The organism is Edaphobacter dinghuensis, from assembly GCF_014640335.1.
In the GTDB taxonomy this organism is placed as follows: Bacteria; Acidobacteriota; Terriglobia; order Terriglobales; family Acidobacteriaceae; genus Edaphobacter; species Edaphobacter dinghuensis.
In genome coordinates this window covers 1,422,484-1,438,037 of sequence record NZ_BMGT01000002.1, presented here as the reverse complement: position 1 = coordinate 1,438,037, position 15,554 = coordinate 1,422,484, and the positions used below count along the sequence as shown (strand labels likewise).

Here is a 15,554-nt window from a genome sequence, read left to right as displayed (position 1 = left end):
GGGCGACAACATCTCGCTCGAGATCACGCTGCACACCCCGGTGGCCATGGAGAAGGGCCTCCGCTTCGCCATCCGCGAAGGCGGACGCACCGTCGGCGCAGGCACCATCTCCGAAATCATCAAGTAAAGAAGTTTTCGGTAAGAGCATCTGATTTTTGCGGGTTGTAATTCAAGACTAACGAGGGTTGCCGGTTCGTGTAGAAGTTCATGGCCGGCAACTACTCCAAACGATCTTTGAGTAACGGAAGAGAGAAGAACAATGGCTGGACAGAGAATCAGAATTCGGTTGAAGGCGTATGACTACCGCGTACTTGACACCTCCACCGGAGAGATCGTCGAGACGGCCAAGCGCACCGGCGCTCAGGTTGCGGGTCCCATTCCGCTGCCGACCATGAAGAACAAGTATTGCGTTCTGCGTTCGCCCCACGTCGACAAGAAGTCGCGCGAGGCCTTCGAGATTCGTACCCACAAGCGGCTCATCGACATCCTCGAGCCGACGCAGCAGACGGTAGATGCGCTGATGAAGCTCGATCTTCCTGCTGGTGTCGACGTCGAGATCAAGACCGTTCAGAAGTAGCACTAACCCGGCAGTGCCTGGATGATCCGGGCATGATGAGGAAAGGAAACTCAAATGTCAGTAACAGGAATTCTCGGAAAAAAAGTCGGCATGACGCAGATCTTCGATGAGCGCGGAGACGTTCATCCGGTGACAGTGCTCAAGGCTGGCCCATGCGTTATCACCCAGCTCAAGACGCTGGCGAATGACGGCTACGATGCCGCACAGATCGGCTATGTCGATTTCGTCAAGGCTTCCAAGGTGAACAAGGCCATGACCGGTCACTTTGCCAAGTCGGATGTTCCTCCCGTCCGCGAGATCAGAGAAGTTGCCCTCGAAGCAACGGGCGATGGTGAGGCAGTTACTGCCAAGGCTGGCGACCGGGTTCTGGTCGACATCTTTAATGATGAGCGGTTCGTCGACGTGATCGGTACCTCCAAGGGACGTGGCTTTGCAGGCGTCATTCGACGCCACGGTTTCGGCGGCGGTCCCAAGTCGCACGGTCACATGTTCCAGGTTCAGGGTTCGATCGGTGCATCGTCGTTCCCATCGCGTGTATTCCCTGGCCAGCGTATGCCCGGCCACATGGGACATGCACAGATCACGGTTCGCAACCTCCGCATTCGCGGTATCGATCTTGAGGACAACCTCCTGCTGGTCGAAGGTGCAGTACCGGGACCGCGTGATGGATATGTACTCATCTCCAAGGCCAAGGCTCCGCCGCGCGAGCGTCGTGGTTTTGCCGGTGCCGCAACGAAGGACGCTCTGAAGGCTTCCAAGAAGGCTGCACCGAAGAAGAAGTAAAGAAAAATAAGCAGAGCGTCTTGAACTTGATAAGGCGCCTACTAAACAAAGTTTTGGCCTACCGCATCGATGGTGGGCACGAAGAGAGAAGAAGATGGCAAACATCAACGTAGTAAATCTCGGTGGAACCAAGGTCGGTGAGTTCGAACTCGTCGACGAGGTCTTCGCAGGCGAGATCAACGACGCGCTCCTCTGGGAGTCGGTCAAGCACTATCGTGCTGCGCTCCGTCAGGGAACCGCTGCCACCAAGAACCGCAAGCTCGTCTCGGGCGCCGGTAAGAAGCTCTGGAAGCAGAAGGGAACTGGTCGCGCTCGCGTCGGCTCGATCCGCACTCCGCTCTGGCGCGGCGGCGGTACGGTCCATGGACCTCAGCCCCGCAGCTATGAGTATGCCTTCCCGCAGAAGAAGCTGATGGGCGCGCTCCGCTCGGCCATCGCTGCCAAGATTGCGGACGGTAAGTTCACGGTTGTGGATTCTTTTGAAGTTCCTGAAGCCAAGACCAAGCTCTTCCGCACGGCGCTGAACAAGCTCGAAGCAGGCAAGACGACTCTGCTGGTTGAGAGCAGCCGTAAGCTCGACGAAAAGCTGTACCTCGGCTCGCGCAACCTCGAAGGCGTTGAGCTTGTGCTCAGCTCTGAGGTTCACCCCTACGACCTGCTCCGCTACGAGCATGCCGTCTTCTCGAAGGATGCCATTGAGGCCCTGCAGGAGACGCTCAAGAAGTTTGTATCGAAGCGCAGCAAAGCCGCTGCCCAGAAGGAGGTTGCGTAATGCCAACCCTCTATACCGTAATTCGCCGCCCTCTCATTACCGAGAAGGGAATGGGCGTCAAAGAGACCCAGAACACGCTCGTCTTTGAGGTTGCCGTCAAGGCCACCAAGACCGAAGTCAAGCAGGCTGTCGAGACCCTCTTCAAGGTGAAGGTCTCGGGAGTCCGTACCGCAACCGTTGAAGGTAAGGAGCGCCGCCGTGGCAAGTTCGCCGGCTATCGCTCTGACTGGAAGAAGGCTTACGTTCGCCTCAAAGAGGGCGAGAAGATGCCGGACTACATCAACAGCCTCTAACGCGACCGGTAAGGAAACAGCCGCCGCACGCAACAGATTTTCAGGAACCGAAGCGTCACTGAGAGATTCAGAAGCGCTACAGGCAAGGGAATAAAGACGATGCCGATCAAATCATTTCGACCGATTACTCCATCACTCCGCTTCGCGACGAAGCTGGTCAACGACGACCTGACGACGGACAAGCCGCATAAGCCGCTACTTAAGGTTAAGCAGCGCACCGGCGGACGTAACAGCTCCGGTGCCCTGACCATGCGTCATCACGGCGGCGGCCACAAGCAGAAGCTACGCATTGTGGACTTCAAGCGCGAGAAGTACGGTATTCCGGGTACGGTTGCTACCATCGAGTACGATCCGAACCGCAGCTCGCGCATCGCCCTTATCAGCTATGCCGATGGCGAGAAGCGCTACATCATTCAGCCGGTTGGCTTGAAGGTTGGCCAGTCGATCATGAGCGGCCCCGAGGCCGATATCCTGGTTGGCAATGCTCTGCCGCTCAAGAACATCCCGATCGGTACGATCGTGCACAACATTGAGCTTCGCCCTGGTAAGGGCGCGCAGATGGCACGCTCGGCAGGCGCTCAGGTCAACCTGATTGCGAAGGAAGGCGAATATGCTCTCCTGAAGCTGCCCTCCGGCGAGACCCGCAAGGTGCTGGTCGAGTGCATGGCGACGATTGGCCAAGTTGGCAACACCGATCATGAGAATGTCACCATCGGCAAGGCCGGGCGCAACCGCTGGAAGGGAATCCGTCCTGCAAACCGTGGTGTCTCGATGAACCCGGTCGACCACCCGCACGGTGGTGGTGAAGGTAAGACATCAGGCGGACGTCACCCGGTCACTCCGTGGGGCCAGCCGACACGTGGTTACAAGACCCGTAACAACAAGCGGACCGACGTATTTATCGTCAACCGCCGCAGCAAGTAGTTCGCTCGCAGTAAGGCAACACCAAGTCTCGCAACTAAGAGATTCGTCGTATCCAGCATCGCAACAAGAAATTCGGAGCTTAGCAAATGTCACGTTCTGCCAAAAAAGGTCCCTTCATTGACGATCATCTGATGAACAAGGTCAACGTCATGAACCAGACCAACGACAAGAAGGTCCTCCGCACCTGGTCCCGCCGGTCCACAATTCACCCGGACTTCGTCGGCCACACCATTGCAGTGCACAACGGCCGCAAGTTCATTCCGGTCTACGTGACGGAGAATATGGTCGGCCACAAGCTCGGCGAGTTTTCGGCCACCCGCACCTTCAAGGGACACTCGGGGCGTGCCACTGAGTCCTCCGCAAAGCCCAAATAAGAAAATCGGGCAGAGTTTTTGTTTGTCCTTCAAGGAAGAAGATCATGGCTAAGGCAGTAGCAGAGAAAATCCGAGAGTTCCGCGCTGAGGCAAAGTTCCAGCGCACTAGCCCGCAGAAGGCGAAGCTCGTTCTCGACCTCATCAAGGGTCTCCGCGTCGAGCAGGCTCTCAACACCGTTCACTTCAGCACCAAGCGTATGGCTCCGGTGGTGGAAAAGGTTCTGCGGTCGGCGATCCAGAACGCCAACTACGTCTCGCAAGAGCAGGGTCTCGATGTTGACGTCGATAACCTGTACGTCAAGACCGCGGTTGCGAACGAAGGTCCACGCATGAAGCGTATCCGGCCTGCCCCAATGGGCCGTGCCTTCCGCTATCAGCGCAGGCTCGCACACATTATCGTTACTGTCGCTGAGAAGAAGTCGGCCAATGCGGTAAGCGCATCCGCCGAGGCCACCCCAGCATCGGCAGCGAAGAAGACAACGAAGAAGGCAGCCACCAAGACCGCGGCGAAGAAGCCCGCAGTCAAGAAGGCAGCCGCGAAGAAGACGGCAACCAAGAAGACTGAAAAGTAAACAGCTTCCTGTAGCCGTTTCTAGTAAACTTAGAGTTTTGGTTCACCGCCCACCGGCTCAACCGGCAACGGGCACGGAGTAAAGGGAAGATATGGGACAGAAAGTCCATCCGTATGGTTTTCGCCTCGGCATCAACAAGCCGTGGAAGTCACGCTGGTTCGTAGAGCGCGGCTATGACAAGCTGCTGGTCGAAGACGTCAAGCTGAAGGCTGAGTTGCGCGAGAAGCTGAAGGCCGCCGGCGTCAGCTCCGTTGAAGTGGAGCGTCCGGGCAACAAGCTGCGTCTCATCATTCGCACAGCACGTCCGGGCATCATCATCGGTCGCAAGGGCGCTGAGATCGACAAGCTGAAGGCTGACATCCAGAAGCGCACCAGCCGCGAGGTCTTCATCGATATCCTCGAGGTCAACAAGCCGGAGCTCGATGCTCAGCTGGTTGCCGAGAACATCGCCCTCCAGCTCGAAAAGCGTGTCAGTTTCCGCCGCGCGATGCGCAAGAGCGTGGACTCTGCCCTCCGCTTCGGTTGCAAGGGCATCAAGGTTCGCGTCTCCGGCCGTCTCAACGGAAACGAGATTGCACGCTCCGAGTGGTATCTCCAGGGCCGTCTGCCGTTGCACACGCTGCGCGCCGACATCGACTACGGTTTCGCCGAGGCTCACACCACCTACGGCATCATCGGAGTCAAGACCTGGGTCTATCGTGGCGACATCTACGAACAGAAGAAGCGTCGCGACCAAGTTGTCACAACCGGCGCATTCGCGTCGTAAGGTTTCAGGCGGGCACGGTTCAACCGTTGCCTGCCGCAGAGTAAACGCGACGGGGCCTGAGCCCCCGAGGGTAAGAGGGTTTTTATATGTTGATGCCAAAGAAGGTCAAGTATCGCAAGCAGCAGCGCGGCCGCATGTGCGGCAAGGCGTGGCGCGGCTCAGATCTCTCGTTCGGCGATTACGGCCTGAAGGTGATGGAGTGCGGTTACATTACCGACCGCCAGATCGAAGCCAGCCGTATCGCAATGACGCGCTTCATCAAGCGTGGCGGCAAAGTCTGGCTGCGTCTGTTTCCGGACAAGCCGATCACCAAGAAGCCAGCCGAAACCCGTATGGGTAAAGGTAAGGGCGCACCAGACCACTGGGTCTGCGTGGTTCGTCCCGGCCGGATCCTGTTCGAGATGGAAGGCGTCAGCCCGGAGCTGGCCAAAGAGGCCATGCGTCTCGCGGCCCACAAGCTCCCGCTCAAGACCAGCTTCGTCCAGCGCCACGATGTTAAGGCGACGGTTGCGGCCAAGTAGTTTTAGCAGTCAAGGAAAAAGACAATGGATTTCGAAAAGATCAGTAACCTCAGTGATGACGAGCTCAAGACGCAAGCGGCGCAGGCCGGCGAGCAGCTCTTCCGCATTCGCTTTCAGAAGACCCTCGGCAACACCGAAGGCCTGAAGAAGCTGCGGACACTCAAGCTCGATGTCGCCCGCATCAAGACCGTCGAGCGTCAGCGTACCCTCGCTGCGGAGAAGGCAGCCGCTCCGGTTCGCGTCAATGCCGCACCGGCCAAGAGCACTCGCACCGCCCGCAAGAAAGCGAAGAAGGACTAATTCATGGCAGATACAACCAACACCACCGCAGCCGCGACTTCCGCCGAAGCCCAGCCCTCACGCCGCAACGAGAAGGTCGGTCTCGTCGTCTCGACCAAGATGCAGAAGACCATCGTCGTCGAGATCGAGATGCGCAAGGCGCACCCGAAGTACAAGCGCGTCATGAAGTCGAACAAGAAGTTCTACGCGCACGACGAGCAGAACTCCGCCCGCGTCGGCGATGTGGTTCGCATCCGCGAAGCCCGTCCCTTGTCGAAGCTGAAGCGCTGGTCGCTTGAGGAGATCGTTCGCCGCTCCTCGCTGTCGCAGCTTGCCGAAGAGAAGACGACTGCGGTAGAAGCCAAGTAGCTGTGCATGGAGCCTGTTGCTCCATAAAAAGAGATTAGCCATAAGGGGCACGAGCCCCAGGCCGTTTCACCAGGAGATGAACGATGTCAGTACAAATGAGAACTATCCTTGACGTGGCCGATAACTCCGGCGCACGCAGGTTGCAGGTGATCCTGCCCCTCGGTGGCGGTCTCGGCAAGAAGGCCGGCCTCGGCGATGTTGTCACCGCTGCGGTCAAAGAAGCCTCCCCCGATGGAACCGTAAAAAAGGGTAAAGTAGTAAAGGCAGTGATCGTGCGCACACGCAAGGAGTATCGCCGTCGCGACGGAACGTATATCCGCTTCGACCAGAACGCCGCTGTCGTCATCAACGACGCCAACGAGCCGGTCGGCACCCGCGTCTTCGGCCCCGTGGCCCGCGAGCTTCGTGAGAAGAAGTTTCTCAAGATTGTCTCGCTTGCTCCTGAGGTCATCTAGTTTCAGCGCCCGGCTTCTGGCCGGACAGCAGCATGTAAGAGAATTTGTTTACAGCAAACAGCCAAGGCTGAATGCCAGGAGCTAAGTTTTATGGCAGGCATCAAGATCAAGCGTAACGACACCGTCGAAGTGATCGCCGGTAAAGACAAGGGCAAGCGCGGTAAAGTCATCCGCGTCATCGCCGACAGGGACCGCGTCCTCGTCGAGCGTGTCATGATGATTAAGAAGCACCTCAAGCCCAACCCCCAGCGCAACATTCAGGGCGGCATCGCCGAGCAGGAGTCGCCGATCCACATCTCGAACGTGATGCTGGTCGACGGCGAAGGCAACAAGACCCGCGTCGGCACACGTCTTGAAGGCGACAAGAAGGTTCGCTTCTCGAAGGCGAGCGGCAACAACATCGCTGAGAAGAAGAAGTAAATTTTATCCACTAACCCTGTTTCAACGGTTCACCCCACGCATCGGTAGACGGAGAAGACCCCACCCCGGCAACCGTGGAGAAAGCGAAAAGCAATCATGGCATCACGATTCAAAGAGAAGTACGAAAAAGAGATCAAGCAAGCGCTCGCCAAAGAGTTGAACATCACCAACGCAATGGCGATTCCCAAGCTCGAGAAGATCGTCATCAACATGGGTCTCGGCGAAGCGACACAGAACGTCAAGATCATGGATCCGCTCATCGCCGATCTCGCTGCCATTGCAGGCCAGAAGCCTGTGACCACGAAGGCCAAGAAGTCCATCGCTGCCTTCAAAGTGCGCGAAGGCATGCCCATCGGCGCGATGGTTACCCTGCGCGGCGACAATATGTATGAGTTCCTCGATCGTCTCGTCTCGATCGCGCTTCCTCGCGTCCGCGACTTCCGCGGCGTCTCCTCGAAGAGCTTCGATGGCCGTGGCAACTACACCCTCGGTCTGCGCGATCAGTTGATCTTCGCCGAAATTGACTACGCAAAGGTCGACAAGCTCAAGGGTATGAACGTCACCATCGTCACGACGGCCAAGGACGATAACGGAGCCCGTGCTCTGCTGAAGGGTTTTGGAATGCCCTTCCGCGCTGGAGCGTAATCAGCACATAGCCGGGCCTCTGGGCCTTAAACAAGTTTGTAAGGATAGAGAATAAACATGGCAACTACTGCAAAGCGCGTCAAAGACGCAAAGAAACCGAAGTTCAAGTCCCGTCAGCACAACCGCTGCCAGATCTGCGGCCGCCCTCGCGCTTTCCTGCGCAAGTTCGGTGTCTGCCGTCTCTGCTTCCGCGGTCTTGCGCTCAAGGGAGAAATTCCGGGCGTCGTCAAGTCAAGCTGGTAGAATAGATTTATCTACTCGCGTACGGCTTTGTGCCGCACGTTCCTTTCAGAGACCTCATTCGAGCTTCGGCTTAGGGTGCAGAAGTCTGGAAGATTTACCGCAACAAACATCCCCGCTGGTTCTCGCGAGAGACACTCGTGAGCGAACGGGGGATGAAGGAGAATGAATGAACCTCACCGATCCAGTAGCAGACTTTCTGACCCGCATCCGCAACTCCATCCGTGCGCGCCACCAGAAGCTTGACGTTCCCGCCTCGAAGCTCAAGGCCGAGATTGCCCGCATCCTCAAGGAAGAGGGCTACATCGCGAACTACAAGCCTACGGAAGAGAACGGCCAGAAGGTCATCCGTGTTTATCTCAAGTACGGCCCGAACAACGAAGCCGTCATCCGCGACCTGCAGCGCGTCTCGCGTCCCGGTTGCCGCGTATACCTTGGCCGCGATGAGATTCGTCGCGTGCAGGGTGGCCTCGGTATCTCCATCATGACCACCCCCAAGGGTGTTATGACCGGCCGTCAGGCTCGCCGTGAAGGTGTTGGCGGTGAGATTCTCTGCGAAGTCTGGTAAAGAAAAATAAACCAGATTTTGTCGTTTTTGTATTTGAGCCTCAGGCTCCCCGGCTGCAGTGGAACAGGCATCGAGCCTGCGACTCGCAAGCCACAAGAAGGATTTAGAAATGTCACGTATTGGCAAAAAGCCGATTCCTATGCCCGCCGGAGTTAAGTACACCGTCGATGGCAACACCGTTCTCGTCGAAGGACCCAAGGGCAAGGTCTCCGCACTGCTTCCCACCGGAATCACCCTGGTCCAGAAGGACGGCAATCTTCTCGTTGAGCGTCAGAATGACAAGCAGGCTGCCTTTCACGGTCTCGCCCGTGCGCTTGTCTTCAATGCTGTCACCGGCGTAACCGCTGGCTGGGCGAAAGAGCTGGATGTCGTCGGCATCGGTTACCGTGTCGAGCTCAAGGGAAAGAACATGGTTGTCTTCACCCTTGGCTACTCGCACCCGATCGAGTTTCCTCTGCCCACGGGCATCGAAGTTGCGATCGACCCGAAGCAGACCCACCTGACGGTTTCCGGCATTGATCGCCAGAAGGTCGGCCAGGTTGCTGCCGATATGCGCGCCCTCCGTAAACCTGATCCGTATAAGAACAAGGGCGTTCGCTACACCGGTGAGAAGCTGAAGAAGAAGGTTGGTAAGACCGGAGCGAAGTAAAGTATTCGCGGGACAGAGCCTTGATTTCGGTTCTGTCCCGCGCAACGTAATAAGACCGAACGTCGTCGGCACTCTGGCGACGCTACTAGGAAGGAAAGCAGATTATGATCAACTCCCGTCAACGCAACGTTATCCGCAAGCGCGTCCACACGCGTATCCGCGAGAAGATGTCCGGCACTGCCGAGCGCCCGCGTCTCAACGTCTATCGCTCGCTCAACCACATCTACACGCAGCTCATCGACGACCAGAACGGCGTCACTATTGCCTCGGCCTCCTCGATGGGCAAGAAGAGCGAAGAGAAGAACTACGGCGGCAACATTGCTGCCGCTGCCGAGGTGGGCAAGCTTATCGCTCAGCGCGCGCAGGAGAAGGGCATCAAGAAGATTGTGTTCGACCGTGGCGGTTATCTGTATCACGGCCGCATCAAGGCCCTCGCCGATGCTGCTCGCGAAGCTGGACTCGATTTCTAAGGATTAGGCGCCCAAGCGGCAGCCAGAAAGCTGGATTAGGACATTATGGCAATGAAGAAAAAAATCGACGCGAACCGGCTCAACCTGAAGGATGAAGTCGTTTCCATCAATCGCGTCACCAAGGTCGTCAAAGGCGGTAAGAACATGTCGTTTGCCGCTCTCGTCGTCATCGGTGATCCCGGCGAAGGCGTGGTCGGATACGGTTCGGGCAAAGCCAAGGAAGTTCCCCAGGCCATTCGCAAGGGGATCGAAGCGGCCAAGAAGAACCTGCATAAGGTCAACCTCACCGAGAGCACGATTCCTCACCAGGTCTTGGGCCACTTCGGCGCAGGCCAGGTGATGTTGAAGCCGGCTCCAGAAGGTACCGGCGTCATCGCCGGCAAGACGGTTCGCGCTGTGATGACCGCCGCCGGCGTTCAGAACGTGCTCACGAAGTCGCTCGGCACCGCCAACCCGCACAACGTTATTAAGGCCACCTTCGATGCTCTCATCCAGCTTCGCAACAAGGCCGAAGTCGCCGCTTTGCGCGGCAAAGCAGAAGAGGAGCTTTAATCCAATGGCTGATACCAACACAACCGCCAAAATCAAGCTGCAGTACTTCCGTTCCAAGATCTGCACCCCGGTCAAGCACAAGCTCGTTATCAAGGGCCTCGGCTTCACCCGTCTCAACCAGATCGTAGAGCGCGAAGACACGCCGTCCATTCGTGGCATGGTGGCAAAGGTTCCACATCTCGTTCGCGTCGTCGAGTAGTCATCGACAAACGGATCGACGGAACAAGATTTCAAGCCCATAAGGGCAAATTAAATGCGAGTCGACCAGCCAACGAGCTGGCCGGCGTTAAGCGAGGAAACAATGGCAATTCGTAATCTCTCCAATCTCCGCGCCCCCAAAAAGGCAAATTCGAACAAGAAGCGCGTCGGCCGCGGTATGGGTTCCGGCATCGGTAAGACCTCCGGCCGTGGTCACAAGGGCCAGGGTTCGCGCTCAGGTTCGAGCCTCATGCGCGGCTTCGAAGGCGGCCAGATGCCCCTTCACCGTCGTCTGCCCAAGCGCGGATTCACGAACATCTTCCGCGTCGAGTACCAGGTGCTTGGCCTTGACCGTATCGCCGAGATCAACGCCGCCTCCAACGAGACCGAGTTCACGCTCGACAAGATCGTTGCTCTTGGCCTTCTGCGCAAAAAGAAGGGACTTATCAAAGTCCTCAACAACGGTGAGTTGAAGACTGCTGTTACCGTTCACGCGCACAAGTTTTCCAAGACGGCACAGGAAGCGATCGAAAAGGCAGGCGGTAAGGCCGTCCTGATCGGCTAAGCAGCATTTAGAATCAGTGGCAGGCAAGGGCAGATGTCTTTGCCTGCCGGTTCATCCGCAGCAAGGTTTCATCCCGAGGTTCAGTCTCCGATGTTCGAGAAATTCGCAAACATCTTCCGTATCAGCGATCTGCGTACGCGCGTCCTCTTCACGCTTGCCATGCTGGCCGTCTATCGCCTCGGGTCGCACATCCCCACCCCCGGCATCAATGCAGACATGCTGGCGCAGTACTTCAATCAGAACGCCGGGTCATCTCTCGGGCTGGTTGACCTCTTCTCGGGCGGAAACCTGCGCAAGCTGACTGTCTTTGCCCTCGGCATCATGCCGTACATCACCGCCTCCATCATCTTCCAGTTGCTCACTGTCATCTATGAGCCGCTGGCAAAGCTGCAGAAGGAAGGTGAACTCGGACGCCGCAAGATTACGCAGTGGACCCGCTATGTCACGATCATGCTGGGTGTTGTCCAGTCTTTCGCCATCGCGCTGACCCTCACCAATACCTCCACCGGCGAGTCGATGGTCACCATCTCCAAGGGGCTGTTCGTTCCGCTCTGCGTGTTGACGCTGACTGCTGGAACCGGCTTCGTTATGTGGCTGGGTGAACAGATCACGGAACGCGGTATTGGCAACGGTATGAGCTTGCTTATCTTCGCCGGTATCGTCGTCGGCCTGCCTGCCGGCATCGGTGATCTCTGGCAGAAGGCTGTGGACAGAACCTGGGGTGCCTTCACTCCTTTCGCCCTGCTCGTTCTCATCGGTGGAATGCTCGCTGTTGTGGCTTTCATCGTCTACGTGGAAAAGGCGGAGCGCCGCATTCCGGTGCAGTATGCCAAGCGTATTGTCGGACGCAAGATGATGGGTGGTCAGTCGACGCATCTTCCGTTGAAGGTCAACTCCGGCGGTGTTATGCCGGTCATCTTCGCCGCATCGATCCTCTCTGCGCCGCTGCTGTTCTCTGGTGCCAGCATCTTCGGCTATTCGCTGCACGATTCGCCGTTCTTCGGGCCGCTCTTCCGCGCCCTAGGACCAGGTGAGCCGTGGTACGTCTTCCTCTACAGCGTCTCGATTATCTTCTTCGCCTACTTCTATATCTCGATTGTCTTCCGTCCCGATGACATCGCAGACAATATGCGTAAGTATGGCGGGTTTATCCCCGGCATTCGTCCCGGCAAGCGCACTGCTGACTTTATCAACGACGTCCTCACCCGCATCACGCTGGTTGGCGGCGTCTACCTGGTGATCATCTCGCTCATCCCGATGCTGCTCATCAGCGGTATTCACTTCAACCATCTTTGGCTGATCGGCGGAATCTTCGACAGGATGCCGACCTGGGTAACGAATGGTCTTGGTGTTAGCTTCTACTTCGGCGGCACATCACTTCTGATCGTCGTCGGTGTGGCGATGGATACTGTGCAGCAGATCGAAGCTCAACTGGTTATGCGCCACTACGAGGGCTTCTCTCCACGGAGCGGTCGTATTCGTGGCCGCAAGAGCTGGTAGGGAAGTGCCGACATTGACCAGCGATTCCGCAGCTCATCATTCCCCGGCCCCGGCATACAGCACATTTCTGCCTGGGCCGGTACTCCTTTTAGGCGCGCCCGGAGTAGGTAAAGGCACGCAGGCCCAATTGCTCATGGCCACCTTCGGTATTCCGCAGATCTCTACCGGAGATATTCTGCGCGAGAACATTGCGAAGGGAACCGAGCTGGGCAAGACCGCAAAGGGGTTGATGGATAAGGGGCAACTCGTCCCTGACCAGATCGTCAACGACATGGTGCAGGCTCGCCTCACAGCGGATGACGTCCACGCTGGCTATATCCTCGACGGATTTCCCCGCACCCTTGCTCAGGCAACGTGGCTGGACACTCATCTTCCTATCTTCCGTGAGACACCGCCGCTGGTAGCAGTCAACATTCGCGTCGATGAGGCCGAGCTGCTCCGTCGCATCACTGGGCGGCGAATCTGTTTGGCCTGCAAGCACATCTATAACATCTACTCGCATCCGCCGGCGAAACCGGGCGTCTGCGATATCGATGGAAGTTCCCTTCAGCATCGCAGCGATGATACGGAAGAGGCTTTTGTCGAACGAATGAAGGCGTACGAGTCTCTGACTGCACCGGTGATCGAGCACTATCGCGCAAGCAATCGCTTCCGCGAGGTCAGTGGCGAGCCCGCTGTTGAGGAAGTATCGCAAAGCATTATCACTGCGTTGAAGGCGTTGCGCGGATCGAACCCTAAGTTATAACAATGGCCATACTTATCAAATCGCCCGCAGAGATCGAGAAGATGCGGATCTCCGGCAAGGCCCTCCGCCAGGTCCACGATGCTATTGCGCCCTTCGTTAAGCCGGGCGCTACCACGATGGATCTTGAGAATGTCGCCGTCCGCAAGATTGCGGAGCTCGGCGGAATCGCAGCATTCAAGGGTTACCACGGCTACCCAGCAGCGCTCTGCACCTCGGTCAATAACGAGGTCGTGCATGGAATGCCGAACGAAAAACGTGTTCTCAACGAAGGGGACATTATCTCCATCGACTGCGGCGTCATTATTGACGGCTTTTACTCCGACGCTGCCGTAACCTATCCGGTAGGCAAGGTCAGCCCCGAGACGCAAAAGCTCCTTGACGTGACCAATGCTTCGCTCGAAGCTGCCATCCAGCAATGCCAAGTAGGTGGTCGCCTCTTCGACATCTCCGCCGCCGTTCAGCAGATGTGCGAGGCCGCTGGTTTTGGGGTCGTCCGTGACTTTGTGGGGCACGGCATCGGCAAATCCATGCACGAAGACCCCCAAGTTCCCAACTTCGGCACCGCAGGAAAAGGCCCCCGTCTCAAGGCAGGCATGGTCCTCGCCATCGAGCCGATGATCAATGCGGGAGGCCCGGAAGTTCGAGTTCTGAAGGACGGATGGACCGCTGTGACCGTCGATGGAAGCTACAGCGCCCACTTTGAGCATACTGTTGCCATCACAAAAGATGGTCCCCGGGTGCTTACCCGCTAGGAAATCTGCCCATTTGGGGGTATGATGAGAGATGATGCGTGTGTCATGAGTAATTGCAGCAACAGTGGTTGTCTGTCCACTAAAAAGAGATTCAAACAGCGGTTCTCTAAACGCTGAAGTATTTGAGGAAATTCGGGGTTCAGCTCCGGGTTTTCCAGAGGAGATCGTTTGTCGAAGGAAGATGCAATTGAAGTGATGGCGGTTGTCGTTGAGACGCTGCCGAACGCGATGTTCAAGGTCGAGCTTGAAAACAAGCATCAGGCTCTTGCGCACGTCTCCGGACGTATGCGTAAAAACTTCATCCGCATCCTCCCCGGCGACCGTGTCGCGATTGAGCTCAGTCCGTACGATCTCAACCGTGGCCGTATCGTCTACCGCTACAAGTAGACAATCCCCGGCTGTATGTAGCCGTATTCATCAGTTGTGGGCATGGCTTTGGCCGTGTCGCGCATGCAACATGCCAAAGAGGCTTCGTCTCCGAGGCACGACTTAGAAGGGAATCAAATGAAGGTTCGTGCATCAGTCAAGAAGATCTGCGATAAGTGCAAGGTAATCCATCGCCGCGGCGTCGTTCGCGTCATCTGCGAGAACGCCAAGCACAAGCAGCGCCAGGGATAAAGAAAATTTTATCTCTGTTTTATATCGGCCCCTGCGGGCTAGTTAGCCGAAATCAAGGCTTGCGTTGAACCCGCCGGGAAAACCGAAGACCATCAACCCGCTCCCCGACCAGTTCCAGGAGCCTAACCGAAAAGGAACCCCATGGCACGTATTGCTGGAGTCGATGTCCCTAACAACAAACAGGCGCGCATCGGTCTCACCTACATTTTTGGCATCGGCGACTCGCGCGCGGCCAAGATCCTCGCGAAGGCGGACGTCGATCCCTTCGCAAAGATCGCGACCCTCGACGAGGATCAGCTGAACCGCATCCGTCAAGTCATCGAAGAAGAGGGCCAGATCGAAGGCGACCTCCGCAAGGATGTCTCGCTGAACATCAAGCGTCTCATTGAAATTCAGTCCTACCGTGGTCTCCGCCATCGCCGCAGCCTGCCGGTTCGCGGTCAGCGCACCCACACCAACGCTCGCACCCGCAAAGGCCCGCGCAAGGGCACCGTTGCCGGTAAGAAGAAAGCGACGAAATAAATGGCGAAGACACAGAACACCAAAGGCGCAGCCAAGCCTGGCAAGAATAAGAAGTTCAAGAAGCGCGAACGCAAGAATGTTCCATTCGGCCTCGTCTTCATCCAGGCATCATTCAACAACACCATCGTCACCATCACCGACCAGGCTGGCAACACGCTCTCCTGGAAGAGCAGTGGTTCGCTCGGCTTCCGTGGCTCCCGCAAGGGTACCCCGTTTGCCGCGCAGCAGGCGGCTGTCGGCGCTGCTAATGCAGCCCGCGACCACGGTCTTCGTTCGGTCGATGTGCGCGTCTCCGGTCCCGGCTCCGGCCGTGAATCCGCGATCCGCGCTCTCGCTACCGCAGGCATCGAGGTTCGCAGCATCCGCGACGTTACGCCCATGCCGCACAACGGCTGCCGTCCGCCGAAGCGCCGCCGCGTATAAGT

At 57.3% G+C, this 15,554-nt stretch carries 29 protein-coding genes; all 29 read left to right on the top strand.

The genetic code is table 11. The features are described from left to right. The coding region (locus tag IEW09_RS11815) for an EF-Tu C-terminal domain-related protein (RefSeq protein ID WP_505661219.1) at window positions 1-127 on the top strand (127 nt) is incomplete at its 5' end. 132 nt (window positions 128-259) lie between these two features. Further along, complete coding sequence (gene rpsJ, locus IEW09_RS11810; RefSeq protein WP_013581294.1) at window positions 260-577, top strand: 30S ribosomal protein S10; 318 nt, start codon at window positions 260-262, stop codon at window positions 575-577. Between the two features lie 54 nt (window positions 578-631). Then, window positions 632-1,360 carry a 50S ribosomal protein L3 gene (gene rplC / locus IEW09_RS11805; RefSeq protein WP_188554310.1) on the top strand — a complete coding sequence of 243 codons (729 nt, stop codon included), beginning with the start codon at window positions 632-634 and terminating at the stop codon, window positions 1,358-1,360. 94 nt (window positions 1,361-1,454) lie between these two features. Continuing rightward, a complete protein-coding gene (rplD, locus tag IEW09_RS11800) occupies window positions 1,455-2,132 on the top strand; it encodes a 50S ribosomal protein L4 (protein WP_188554309.1) in 678 nt (225 codons plus the stop codon). Then, on the top strand, window positions 2,132-2,425 hold the full coding sequence (locus IEW09_RS11795) for a 50S ribosomal protein L23 (protein WP_188554308.1): 294 nt from the start codon (window positions 2,132-2,134) through the stop codon (window positions 2,423-2,425). The genes rplD and IEW09_RS11795 overlap by 1 nt, the downstream gene beginning before the upstream one ends. A gap of 99 nt (window positions 2,426-2,524) precedes the next feature. Beyond that, complete coding sequence (gene rplB, locus IEW09_RS11790) at window positions 2,525-3,349, top strand: 50S ribosomal protein L2 (protein ID WP_188554307.1); 825 nt, start codon at window positions 2,525-2,527, stop codon at window positions 3,347-3,349. 86 nt (window positions 3,350-3,435) lie between these two features. Beyond that, window positions 3,436-3,723 (top strand): 30S ribosomal protein S19, encoded by a 288-nt coding sequence (rpsS, locus tag IEW09_RS11785; RefSeq protein WP_188554306.1) that lies wholly within the window; start codon window positions 3,436-3,438, stop codon window positions 3,721-3,723. A gap of 44 nt (window positions 3,724-3,767) precedes the next feature. Then, complete coding sequence (rplV, locus tag IEW09_RS11780; RefSeq protein WP_188554305.1) at window positions 3,768-4,295, top strand: 50S ribosomal protein L22; 528 nt, start codon at window positions 3,768-3,770, stop codon at window positions 4,293-4,295. Window positions 4,296-4,386: 91 nt separating this feature from the next. Continuing rightward, on the top strand, window positions 4,387-5,061 hold the full coding sequence (gene rpsC / locus IEW09_RS11775) for a 30S ribosomal protein S3 (RefSeq protein ID WP_158910038.1): 675 nt from the start codon (window positions 4,387-4,389) through the stop codon (window positions 5,059-5,061). Window positions 5,062-5,147: 86 nt separating this feature from the next. Beyond that, window positions 5,148-5,582, top strand: coding sequence for a 50S ribosomal protein L16 (gene rplP / locus IEW09_RS11770; RefSeq protein ID WP_188554304.1), 435 nt, complete (start codon window positions 5,148-5,150; stop codon window positions 5,580-5,582). 24 nt (window positions 5,583-5,606) lie between these two features. Then, complete coding sequence (gene rpmC, locus IEW09_RS11765; RefSeq protein ID WP_188554303.1) at window positions 5,607-5,882, top strand: 50S ribosomal protein L29; 276 nt, start codon at window positions 5,607-5,609, stop codon at window positions 5,880-5,882. 3 nt (window positions 5,883-5,885) lie between these two features. Then, the gene (rpsQ, locus tag IEW09_RS11760; protein WP_188554302.1) at window positions 5,886-6,230 is read left to right on the top strand and encodes a 30S ribosomal protein S17; all 345 of its coding nucleotides are present in this window, start codon (window positions 5,886-5,888) and stop codon (window positions 6,228-6,230) included. A gap of 83 nt (window positions 6,231-6,313) precedes the next feature. Beyond that, window positions 6,314-6,685, top strand: a complete 372-nt coding sequence (gene rplN / locus IEW09_RS11755; protein ID WP_188554301.1) for a 50S ribosomal protein L14 — start codon at window positions 6,314-6,316, stop codon at window positions 6,683-6,685. 90 nt (window positions 6,686-6,775) lie between these two features. Further along, complete coding sequence (gene rplX / locus IEW09_RS11750) at window positions 6,776-7,105, top strand: 50S ribosomal protein L24 (RefSeq protein ID WP_188554300.1); 330 nt, start codon at window positions 6,776-6,778, stop codon at window positions 7,103-7,105. 96 nt (window positions 7,106-7,201) lie between these two features. After that, on the top strand, window positions 7,202-7,750 hold the full coding sequence (gene rplE, locus IEW09_RS11745) for a 50S ribosomal protein L5 (protein ID WP_188554299.1): 549 nt from the start codon (window positions 7,202-7,204) through the stop codon (window positions 7,748-7,750). A 57-nt stretch (window positions 7,751-7,807) separates the two neighbouring features. Further along, complete coding sequence (locus IEW09_RS11740) at window positions 7,808-7,993, top strand: type Z 30S ribosomal protein S14 (protein WP_179489546.1); 186 nt, start codon at window positions 7,808-7,810, stop codon at window positions 7,991-7,993. A 166-nt stretch (window positions 7,994-8,159) separates the two neighbouring features. Next, a complete protein-coding gene (rpsH, locus tag IEW09_RS11735) occupies window positions 8,160-8,558 on the top strand; it encodes a 30S ribosomal protein S8 (RefSeq protein WP_188554298.1) in 399 nt (132 codons plus the stop codon). A gap of 109 nt (window positions 8,559-8,667) precedes the next feature. Beyond that, window positions 8,668-9,207 (top strand): 50S ribosomal protein L6, encoded by a 540-nt coding sequence (gene rplF, locus IEW09_RS11730; protein ID WP_188554297.1) that lies wholly within the window; start codon window positions 8,668-8,670, stop codon window positions 9,205-9,207. Between the two features lie 104 nt (window positions 9,208-9,311). Further along, window positions 9,312-9,677, top strand: a complete 366-nt coding sequence (gene rplR / locus IEW09_RS11725; protein WP_188554296.1) for a 50S ribosomal protein L18 — start codon at window positions 9,312-9,314, stop codon at window positions 9,675-9,677. A 45-nt stretch (window positions 9,678-9,722) separates the two neighbouring features. Continuing rightward, entirely contained in the window at window positions 9,723-10,229 is a 507-nt protein-coding gene (gene rpsE, locus IEW09_RS11720) for a 30S ribosomal protein S5 (protein WP_308420548.1), read from the top strand. Window positions 10,230-10,233: 4 nt separating this feature from the next. Continuing rightward, on the top strand, window positions 10,234-10,428 hold the full coding sequence (gene rpmD / locus IEW09_RS11715) for a 50S ribosomal protein L30 (RefSeq protein ID WP_188554294.1): 195 nt from the start codon (window positions 10,234-10,236) through the stop codon (window positions 10,426-10,428). A 102-nt stretch (window positions 10,429-10,530) separates the two neighbouring features. Next, window positions 10,531-10,992 carry a 50S ribosomal protein L15 gene (gene rplO, locus IEW09_RS11710; protein WP_188554293.1) on the top strand — a complete coding sequence of 154 codons (462 nt, stop codon included), beginning with the start codon at window positions 10,531-10,533 and terminating at the stop codon, window positions 10,990-10,992. Window positions 10,993-11,082: 90 nt separating this feature from the next. Continuing rightward, window positions 11,083-12,492: a preprotein translocase subunit SecY gene (gene secY, locus IEW09_RS11705; protein ID WP_188554292.1), complete on the top strand. Its 1,410-nt coding sequence runs from the start codon at window positions 11,083-11,085 to the stop codon at window positions 12,490-12,492. 4 nt (window positions 12,493-12,496) lie between these two features. Then, complete coding sequence (locus IEW09_RS11700; protein WP_229739254.1) at window positions 12,497-13,237, top strand: adenylate kinase; 741 nt, start codon at window positions 12,497-12,499, stop codon at window positions 13,235-13,237. 2 nt (window positions 13,238-13,239) lie between these two features. Then, complete coding sequence (gene map / locus IEW09_RS11695) at window positions 13,240-13,989, top strand: type I methionyl aminopeptidase (protein ID WP_188554291.1); 750 nt, start codon at window positions 13,240-13,242, stop codon at window positions 13,987-13,989. Between the two features lie 168 nt (window positions 13,990-14,157). Continuing rightward, window positions 14,158-14,376 (top strand): translation initiation factor IF-1, encoded by a 219-nt coding sequence (gene infA, locus IEW09_RS11690; protein ID WP_013581270.1) that lies wholly within the window; start codon window positions 14,158-14,160, stop codon window positions 14,374-14,376. Window positions 14,377-14,493: 117 nt separating this feature from the next. Continuing rightward, window positions 14,494-14,607, top strand: coding sequence for a 50S ribosomal protein L36 (gene rpmJ / locus IEW09_RS11685; protein WP_013581269.1), 114 nt, complete (start codon window positions 14,494-14,496; stop codon window positions 14,605-14,607). Window positions 14,608-14,748: 141 nt separating this feature from the next. Continuing rightward, window positions 14,749-15,129, top strand: coding sequence for a 30S ribosomal protein S13 (rpsM, locus tag IEW09_RS11680; protein WP_188554290.1), 381 nt, complete (start codon window positions 14,749-14,751; stop codon window positions 15,127-15,129). Continuing rightward, complete coding sequence (gene rpsK, locus IEW09_RS11675) at window positions 15,130-15,552, top strand: 30S ribosomal protein S11 (RefSeq protein WP_188554289.1); 423 nt, start codon at window positions 15,130-15,132, stop codon at window positions 15,550-15,552. Window positions 15,553-15,554: the final 2 nt, after the last annotated feature.

Excerpts from the sequence above, each read along its gene's own strand:
- rpsJ (WP_013581294.1), top strand. The coding sequence starts at position 260 with ATGGCTGGACAGAGAATCAGAATTCGGTTGAAGGCGTATGACTACCGC.
- rplC (WP_188554310.1), top strand. The coding sequence starts at position 632 with ATGTCAGTAACAGGAATTCTCGGAAAAAAAGTCGGCATGACGCAGATC.
- rplD (WP_188554309.1), top strand. The coding sequence starts at position 1,455 with ATGGCAAACATCAACGTAGTAAATCTCGGTGGAACCAAGGTCGGTGAG.
- IEW09_RS11795 (WP_188554308.1), top strand. The coding sequence starts at position 2,132 with ATGCCAACCCTCTATACCGTAATTCGCCGCCCTCTCATTACCGAGAAG.
- rplB (WP_188554307.1), top strand. The coding sequence starts at position 2,525 with ATGCCGATCAAATCATTTCGACCGATTACTCCATCACTCCGCTTCGCG.
- rpsS (WP_188554306.1), top strand. The coding sequence starts at position 3,436 with ATGTCACGTTCTGCCAAAAAAGGTCCCTTCATTGACGATCATCTGATG.
- rplV (WP_188554305.1), top strand. The coding sequence starts at position 3,768 with ATGGCTAAGGCAGTAGCAGAGAAAATCCGAGAGTTCCGCGCTGAGGCA.
- rpsC (WP_158910038.1), top strand. The coding sequence starts at position 4,387 with ATGGGACAGAAAGTCCATCCGTATGGTTTTCGCCTCGGCATCAACAAG.
- rplP (WP_188554304.1), top strand. The coding sequence starts at position 5,148 with ATGTTGATGCCAAAGAAGGTCAAGTATCGCAAGCAGCAGCGCGGCCGC.
- rpmC (WP_188554303.1), top strand. The coding sequence starts at position 5,607 with ATGGATTTCGAAAAGATCAGTAACCTCAGTGATGACGAGCTCAAGACG.
- rpsQ (WP_188554302.1), top strand. The coding sequence starts at position 5,886 with ATGGCAGATACAACCAACACCACCGCAGCCGCGACTTCCGCCGAAGCC.
- rplN (WP_188554301.1), top strand. The coding sequence starts at position 6,314 with ATGTCAGTACAAATGAGAACTATCCTTGACGTGGCCGATAACTCCGGC.
- rplX (WP_188554300.1), top strand. The coding sequence starts at position 6,776 with ATGGCAGGCATCAAGATCAAGCGTAACGACACCGTCGAAGTGATCGCC.
- rplE (WP_188554299.1), top strand. The coding sequence starts at position 7,202 with ATGGCATCACGATTCAAAGAGAAGTACGAAAAAGAGATCAAGCAAGCG.
- IEW09_RS11740 (WP_179489546.1), top strand. The coding sequence starts at position 7,808 with ATGGCAACTACTGCAAAGCGCGTCAAAGACGCAAAGAAACCGAAGTTC.
- rpsH (WP_188554298.1), top strand. The coding sequence starts at position 8,160 with ATGAACCTCACCGATCCAGTAGCAGACTTTCTGACCCGCATCCGCAAC.
- rplF (WP_188554297.1), top strand. The coding sequence starts at position 8,668 with ATGTCACGTATTGGCAAAAAGCCGATTCCTATGCCCGCCGGAGTTAAG.
- rplR (WP_188554296.1), top strand. The coding sequence starts at position 9,312 with ATGATCAACTCCCGTCAACGCAACGTTATCCGCAAGCGCGTCCACACG.
- rpsE (WP_308420548.1), top strand. The coding sequence starts at position 9,723 with ATGGCAATGAAGAAAAAAATCGACGCGAACCGGCTCAACCTGAAGGAT.
- rpmD (WP_188554294.1), top strand. The coding sequence starts at position 10,234 with ATGGCTGATACCAACACAACCGCCAAAATCAAGCTGCAGTACTTCCGT.
- rplO (WP_188554293.1), top strand. The coding sequence starts at position 10,531 with ATGGCAATTCGTAATCTCTCCAATCTCCGCGCCCCCAAAAAGGCAAAT.
- secY (WP_188554292.1), top strand. The coding sequence starts at position 11,083 with ATGTTCGAGAAATTCGCAAACATCTTCCGTATCAGCGATCTGCGTACG.
- map (WP_188554291.1), top strand. The coding sequence starts at position 13,240 with ATGGCCATACTTATCAAATCGCCCGCAGAGATCGAGAAGATGCGGATC.
- rpmJ (WP_013581269.1), top strand. The coding sequence starts at position 14,494 with ATGAAGGTTCGTGCATCAGTCAAGAAGATCTGCGATAAGTGCAAGGTA.
- rpsM (WP_188554290.1), top strand. The coding sequence starts at position 14,749 with ATGGCACGTATTGCTGGAGTCGATGTCCCTAACAACAAACAGGCGCGC.
- rpsK (WP_188554289.1), top strand. The coding sequence starts at position 15,130 with ATGGCGAAGACACAGAACACCAAAGGCGCAGCCAAGCCTGGCAAGAAT.